This is a genomic window from Haloferula luteola (assembly GCF_014201715.1).
GTDB classification, from domain to species: domain Bacteria; phylum Verrucomicrobiota; class Verrucomicrobiia; order Verrucomicrobiales; family Akkermansiaceae; genus Haloferula; species Haloferula luteola.
In genome coordinates this window covers 1-6,896 of record NZ_JACHFD010000041.1, presented here as the reverse complement: position 1 = coordinate 6,896, position 6,896 = coordinate 1, and the positions used below count along the sequence as shown (strand labels likewise).

The window sequence follows — 6,896 nt, the reverse complement described above, 5'->3', positions numbered from 1 at the left end:
GTCGGGAACGGCCGATCCCGCAGGGTCGTCCATTTCAAACAGTCGTACAAGTCTTTCCTCACCCTTTTCGGAAAAGACTTTTGGCAAAGGGTCTAACGATCAAACGAAGCTTGGCCTCGCTATCTGCTCCCATGAGTGTAAAGGGCAGAGACGATTTCTTCCCAAAGGCCATCGGGGCCGTAATAAGCTATTTCAAAACCATCCTTCAGCGTGAACACAAGAAGCGACTCAGTTCCAATCGCCAAACATAACGACTGCGCTCCACCCTCTGAGCCGGCATTCTCGAAAGCGTAAAGTCTGCTGGAGTTCCATGTAGCCATGTTCAGCGGAGCCACCCACTTCAAGACCGTGTATTCATCTTGGGGCATCGAAACGAAGAACCATGTGCATTGGCGGGGGCTAACCACTGGCGACAACCGCTCAAAAAGACTGTCAGTAAGTGGCCCTCCACCGCATCGCACCCAGTCAACAGAAGCAACGGGAGGAGGATCAAGAAAAAGTGATACCAATGGCGCTCGATGCGCGATCTTAAATATTAGACGCTGAGGGCCAATCTTCTCGAATGCAATTCGATCTTGTTCAAGCAGGGTGCTCTCGATCCAATCTTTGACAGAAGCGATCATCTTTAATGAGGAAATGCGGTGTGGATCACATCAGTGGTCCCACCACGGAGGACGATGCGGATTTTTGTGGTAGCAGCGCCATTGATGTCAGTTCCAACAGCTTTGCCCAAATCGACCCAAAACGCTCCTCCACCGAGAGAGGTTCGGCTTGATGCTGGAAGCTTCATGGCGTCATCAATCAAGTCGAGCACCTTTGTTGCATCAGCAAAAATGGACTTTTGCGCTGTGAGGCTATCGGTTAGTTGATTGCTCGTGTGTCCTCGAATGATGTGAGTGATCGAGTCCGGTTCTCCACCGGCACCTCCGGTTTGCGTTGCAAATGACCCCTGGGGATGCTTGGCATACTTAGCTCCGCTGGCTTTGGAGGTGAACGTTCCAGTCGCTCCATCGATGTCGAACTTCGTCGAGTTGCCTAGCGTCGCCATCACCCCATCAAAGTCTGCTCCCTTGAAGATACCTCCCTGGATGAACGCTCCTTTGAGCTTGTCTATGTTCCCGTCCGCCTTTGCTAGGTCGGATGAGTCGATGAGCTGGCCTGACTGCTTCGTGTAACCCTTCATCCCTTTCGCCGAAAGTTGTTCCCGGCGAGATCGCAGAACTCGCTCAGTGACGTGAAGACCCGCTTGAACGCGGCCGCTTTCGCGGGATCGGACACGGCGGCCTGAACCGTGCCGAAGTCGAACTCGTTCATGATTTCCCGCGCCTTGAGGAAATCGAACTCGTTCTGCTGGCCGAGGCGTTCAGAGCGTCGGTGATCTTCGAGACGCACCGCGACGGGCTTTGCGCGGAAGCGGGCAAGACGAAGCTCGCGACGACCGCGACGAGGAAGGCGACCAGTTTGATTTTTCTCATGATGTTCAGGGTGCTGCGAAGAGTGGACATTCGAATTCGAGTTCCTGGAGGATGCTCTTGAGCTTCTTCACGTCGGCGTCGCTGGCGACGTCCTGGCTGATGCGGCGGAACGAGGGCGCCTGACAGACACGGACCAAGGGAGCTTCAAGCGACCGCAGTGCCGGGGCTGGCAGGTCTGCGGCTGCGTCCGGCATGAGCGCAGCGAAAGCGACCAGCGGGAGCGGTGACGGCGGGAGCAGCCGACGCCCGGTCTCCAACACAACGAAGGGAGTGGCCGAGGGGAGGCAATTGGCGTGCGAAGAATGAGCCGCCAGAGCCGACCATCGAGGCCCGACGACCGCCCCCGAACCACCTGCGAGCGAGCGGAAGGGGCCCCGTGCGAGGTGCCTTGTTCTTCGACCGGCGAAGCCGCTGGTAGGCACCTCAAAGGCACGGGGCGTGCCGGAGCGGTCGGTTGCTTGGACGGCTTGGGGTGGGGTTCGTTTCTGCGCCAGCGTACGGGTGCATTTACTCCTCGGGCATGATTTCGAGAGCAGAGGTGATCAATTCAATGTCGGCCTGTGGCGTTTCATCTGTCTTTGCCGCAAGAGAGGCTTCAAGAAGGGGCTTATAGTCCTTCCAGAGTTCATCTGTGAGAGGGATGTCTTCCGGTTCTTCGTTGCGATCTTGGCGAGCGATGATTTCCTGCATCTTCGGATCAATCAGTTGATCGGCATAGGCTCGGCGGGAAGCCAAGCGGCGAATGATGTGGCGCGTGATACTTTTATAGTAATCCTCACCATTCAAATCATTCGCAATCGCATAGCGATTGATTTCCAGCAGGGCGTCCAAAGTCTTTTCCCTAGGCATGCTGCAGATTAGATTGGTGTAGGCAAATAGGGTGTCCTGCTGGAGTTGAAGTTGCCTTTGAGGACTAGAGTCAATCGTTCTACCCTTCCAACTCTTGGCATCGTTCTTTGCAGCTTCCACCAAAAGGGGGATTACATTCTCATCACCAATTTCCAGTAAGGCTTTATTAATTCTTCCTCCAATGAAGTCTCGTTTTCTGGAAGGTGGCGCCATCAACCAAAACTCCCAAGCAGGCAGGTAGGCATCCGTCACATGCTCGTCGCGTAGTTCGACGACTGGGGGACGATACGGGATGATTAGAGCATAGTTTTTTGGCCCTTTTCTCAAACCTTTTCTTATCCCGCCAAGAGTTTCACCAGTTGCGCCTAATTTCCTTGCCGCATTTATGCTGGGGGACATGTATTCCTCAAGATACTTGTCAGGAAGCTCGTGAGCATAACCTCCATACCAAGCAACTAACTCATCACATTTAATTTGGTTTTCTCTTTTCATAAACCACGCGGCCAAATCAGCGATTTCCCGTTCAGCAGGAGACAACATTGCTAATTCGTTATTGTTTGATTGTTGCGCTGCCATTCCTATCTTCTCAAGATAATCGCGATACGCCTGCTGAGTCATGCTACCCGTCCGCAATTTCCATTCCCATTCACCTTCTTCTTTTTGTGAATCATCAGATTTTTCAACGGTGACCGTCTCTCGCTCTTCGAGAAATTCATTAATTTTATCTGAAAGAACTCCTGAATTCCCCGCATGCGAAGAAGATGCAAGTGATATCACAATAGCGGAAAATAAGATTATATTTTTGCAAGTGATCATGTTGATGTTATTGATTGGTTTTCTCCCACCATTTCCAGCTGGGCAGCATTCTTTTAACATTGGATCCGCAATGGATCTCCCCAAGGGCAGTGTGATAAGAATCCCAGCAATCAACAAAGTAGACAGATTCTTGGACTGCGTTTTTTATAACTTTTTCAAAGATGTCTTCGCCCGCCGCATTCACCGGTCCGAATTGTCTTGGCACATAGAGACATCCATTCACTGGCTGTAGATTGGTAGGACCAGGATTGAAGGCAACCGAACCGCCCAAGCCCGTTGTCGGATTTGGACTTTCAACATCAGTTCCGCTTGGAAGATCGCGCCCGAAAAAAAGGCTAGGAACAGGAATGAAATGTGGTGAAGCGGAACCAGCCGCAGACCTAATTGGACTTTCCCCATCATCATTGATTACCCCCGCGACATCTGAATAATTAAACTGCACAAAATTATCTAGCCCAACATCTCCTAATACTTCTTTAACCGTAATGAACGCGGGCATTCCCTCACTTACGCCGTCGCCATTAAAATCATAAGCAAAAAATGTGCTCCCAATATGAGCTGGCTGCCAAAACTTGGTATTCTCGACCAAAACAAAATCATCCCCACTTTGGGGAAGGGCACCCCATTCAAACGGGTTCGACATGAGAACTCCGGCAATTTTAGACTGTTCTTCATATTCATTCATTGATATTCCGGTATAAAAAATGGCTTTTGCCGTGGTTCCCGGAATATTCTCCACCTCAAGAAATCCATCATGTAGCTTGACCTTGGCCACATGCCCCTTTGCGTTGCCATCGTAGAATCTTATCCACTGATAGTTATCTCCTTGAGCAACATGATTGCGCCCCGTGTAAATGAGCCTCGTCTCATCCAGTGGCGTTGCGGGGCCGTCTGTTTCTGCGGTATCTGCCGTGACGGTGCCTGTCAGGGTATTTCCGTTTGTGGCAAAAAACACGCGCTTGGCTCGATCCGCCACGGGGATCTCTGACTGAAGCAGTTCAATTGCTTGGCGGGCATCCGAAATGAAAATACGTCCCCCTGATAAAAATGATGTGTATTCGTCAATGTGTCCGACGATCAGCCAATCAGATCTGGCACTGAAACTTCCGGCATTATCCTGTTGAAACTCCTGGGCCTCGATAAATGCTTTCATCTTGCCGGAGGCATTGTTGCCCATCATCACTAGGCCAAGGGGGTTGGTTGTATTGGGTGTCAGCACCTCAATGTTGCCTCCATAGTTGCCCGAGGCTGCGTGCACTCCAGAGCCATTGCCATCAATTCCAATCTGGAAAATTCCGACATCCTCTTTGAGCAGATTCTCAACCGGCCAATCAGGTTGTGCTGATCCAGGTCCCCTGTTATAGGGAACCCGGAACACCATATGAGTCTTGGGGCCTCCCGGTCTTTGGGTAAACCCGATCTCAAGGTGATCCTGGAACCAACGTTCAAAGGATGCCACTGTGCGCAATTGGCCGGAGTGACTGAGTCCGGCATAGCGTCCATTCAAAGCCTCATTTCGGAATGGGGCATTTTCTGCCCCCAAGTCCGCTGTCCAAATTTCCTCGGACGGCTCATCACGGCTGATCATGAGCCACGGGGCAACCCGGAGGCGAACCGGGCTTAGATCCGATCCTTCAACATTGTCGTTCTCGTCGCGGATTTCCAAGCTGAATTGGATTTCTCCGCTGAACTTGCCCGAATGCATGGGGTTCCGGGTTTGGCCGTCCAGCGAGCCTCCATCAACTTCCATGCCCCGCAACACAAGCCCCTCAATGCCAAAGGTGTAATCACCTGTCCCTCCATCTCGTGTCTCCTCATAGTCCGTGGCATTGGGATTGACCCACTTGGTGATCTCAATGAGGTTGTCTGTGGGATTGTCGTCATTTCCAGCCCAAGGGGCTGCCGACGGATCTCCATGCGAACCCCAAATCGCATTTTCTCCCGCTTCAATCTTCTTGTAGAGGTGGATCGCCCGCATGTCTTCTGCTTCCTCCACCTTGAGGAACACCTTGAAATCGTCGGGCAAGCTTTCCATAGCGGCAATGACCATCGGTGCAATGTCCTCTTCATCAGCCGCGTTTTCTATTTCCCAGTCCTCATTGCTACTGGAACCATTGTCTTCAAAATAGATGGCGTCTGGACGCTTTTCCCCGCCTGATGCATTGTCGCCATCACGGTCAAAGTTCACCGCATAAATGGCACCACGTTCTTTGGTCCACTGGTCCTCGTCCGCACTATCAGCACCAAGTTCAATTGTGCCGCTCCGGTCTGTGTCTACCGCTAAGTCCACCGGCAAGAGGTCCACATCATACCGCCTCTCGTTCTCAAAGGTCCCTTCGTTCGCTTCCAAAGGGTTCAACACCACGCCCGTTTCCGACACATTCTCCCCTGCACGAACCGTCAGCTTCACCACCTCTGGGTCGCCTAGCGTGACTTTCGTCGCTTCGTTGATCGCCCCTTCATACCACGTCCCTTCGTTTTGGTAGTCCAAGGTCGAGGCCTTCGTCGAGATCTTCAGGAACGGAACCTCAAGGTCTTCGGTGAGTCTCCGGTTGAGCAACACCCAAACTTTCTTCGTCGCATGGGTCCCCCAGTATTTGAGGTAGCTCATTTCCTCCCCGTTTCCGCCATCCGGCACGGTCACCTCCCGTGAATGGAAATGGAAGCTCCCCATCACCGCCTCCAAAGGTGGGAGATCCCAGGCTCCCCATCCCGCCGGGGGTTGCTCGGGAAAATCCTGTTGGCGGCTCAATTTCTGTTTCCCCATGGTCACATCGATCACCCCCGGAACCGGCGGGTAGGCGGGCCAATTCAGTTCGCTTAGGCCCAGCCAATCTTCCAGTTCTTCCTGCTCGATAGCACCCCCGTTGATCAAGGCGCTCACGCCGGTGCTCAACAGATGCGTCGAGCGATACGCCCAATCCGGGTCGGAATAGTCCGACGCCCGGTAGGTCCGATCCACCTCCGCGACGAACATCATCACTTTCAGCTCCGGCAATGACTGCGGGTCCGTCGGATCGCTGTTGCCGTCGTGTTCCCAATAGTTCGAACTCCCGTCGTCGTCCTGGTCCTCTTCGCCATCGGGGATTCCGTCGTGATCCGTGTCGGCATCCGTCGGGGAGGTCCCGATCGACACTTCCAACCCATCCGGCAGGCGGTCGCCATCCGTATCTCCCTGAGTCGGATTCGTACGGTGCAGATACTCGTCGAAATTGCTGATCCCATCTCCATCCGCATCGCCCCCTGCATCTTCCCCGTCGCTGAAATTCAGCCCATACCGCCATTCCCACACATTCGGAATCCCATCGCCGTCTGAATCAATGCCCGGACGCAGGTCGATTTCCAACGCAGCGGCATCGCCGATGGCCAGGGGGTTCCGGCGAAGATGAAACTCCGAGCGGTTGCTGATCCCATTGCCATTCGCATCCGCCTGCCCATCCAGCGGATCGTGTGGATTGAGTCCATAGAGCGCTTCCCAATCATCCGGCATCTCGTCCCCATCGGAATCCTGGCTCAACCGCAGATCAAAGGGGCGTGATCTGGCCGAACTCTGCCCATACAACCACCCGGATGCCGCTGCCATCCGCATCGTCGCCGGGGAGCTCGAGGTCGGCACCCGCAGCACATGCCCGACAGGCACCTGCACCGGTCCAAACCACAACTGAAAAGGGGGACCGTGCAGCACCCAGCCCTCGTCATTCATCCCGAAGATCGAAGGCACCGCAGAGGCATCGCCCGCCGCGTGGTAGGAACCAT

The 6,896-nt window shown here is 53.6% G+C and carries 6 protein-coding genes; all 6 read right to left on the bottom strand.

The window, feature by feature from the left end; translation table 11 throughout:
• Positions 1 to 119 precede the first annotated feature (119 nt).
• Positions 120 to 623: a hypothetical protein gene (locus HNR46_RS19980; RefSeq protein ID WP_184022391.1), complete on the bottom strand. Its 504-nt coding sequence runs from the start codon at positions 621 to 623 to the stop codon at positions 120 to 122.
• A 2-nt stretch (positions 624 to 625) separates the two neighbouring features.
• Complete coding sequence (locus HNR46_RS19975) at positions 626 to 1,183, bottom strand: hypothetical protein (protein ID WP_184022389.1); 558 nt, start codon at positions 1,181 to 1,183, stop codon at positions 626 to 628.
• Positions 1,180 to 1,392 carry a hypothetical protein gene (locus tag HNR46_RS19970; protein WP_184022387.1) on the bottom strand — a complete coding sequence of 71 codons (213 nt, stop codon included), beginning with the start codon at positions 1,390 to 1,392 and terminating at the stop codon, positions 1,180 to 1,182. The genes HNR46_RS19975 and HNR46_RS19970 overlap by 4 nt, the downstream gene beginning before the upstream one ends.
• An 88-nt stretch (positions 1,393 to 1,480) precedes the next feature.
• A complete protein-coding gene (locus tag HNR46_RS19965) occupies positions 1,481 to 1,669 on the bottom strand; it encodes a hypothetical protein (protein WP_184022385.1) in 189 nt (62 codons plus the stop codon).
• A gap of 313 nt (positions 1,670 to 1,982) precedes the next feature.
• Positions 1,983 to 3,140 (bottom strand): hypothetical protein, encoded by a 1,158-nt coding sequence (locus tag HNR46_RS19960; RefSeq protein WP_184022383.1) that lies wholly within the window; start codon positions 3,138 to 3,140, stop codon positions 1,983 to 1,985.
• Between the two features lie 7 nt (positions 3,141 to 3,147).
• On the bottom strand, positions 3,148 to 6,486 hold the full coding sequence (locus HNR46_RS19955; RefSeq protein ID WP_184022381.1) for a protein-arginine deiminase family protein: 3,339 nt from the start codon (positions 6,484 to 6,486) through the stop codon (positions 3,148 to 3,150).
• Positions 6,487 to 6,896: the final 410 nt, after the last annotated feature.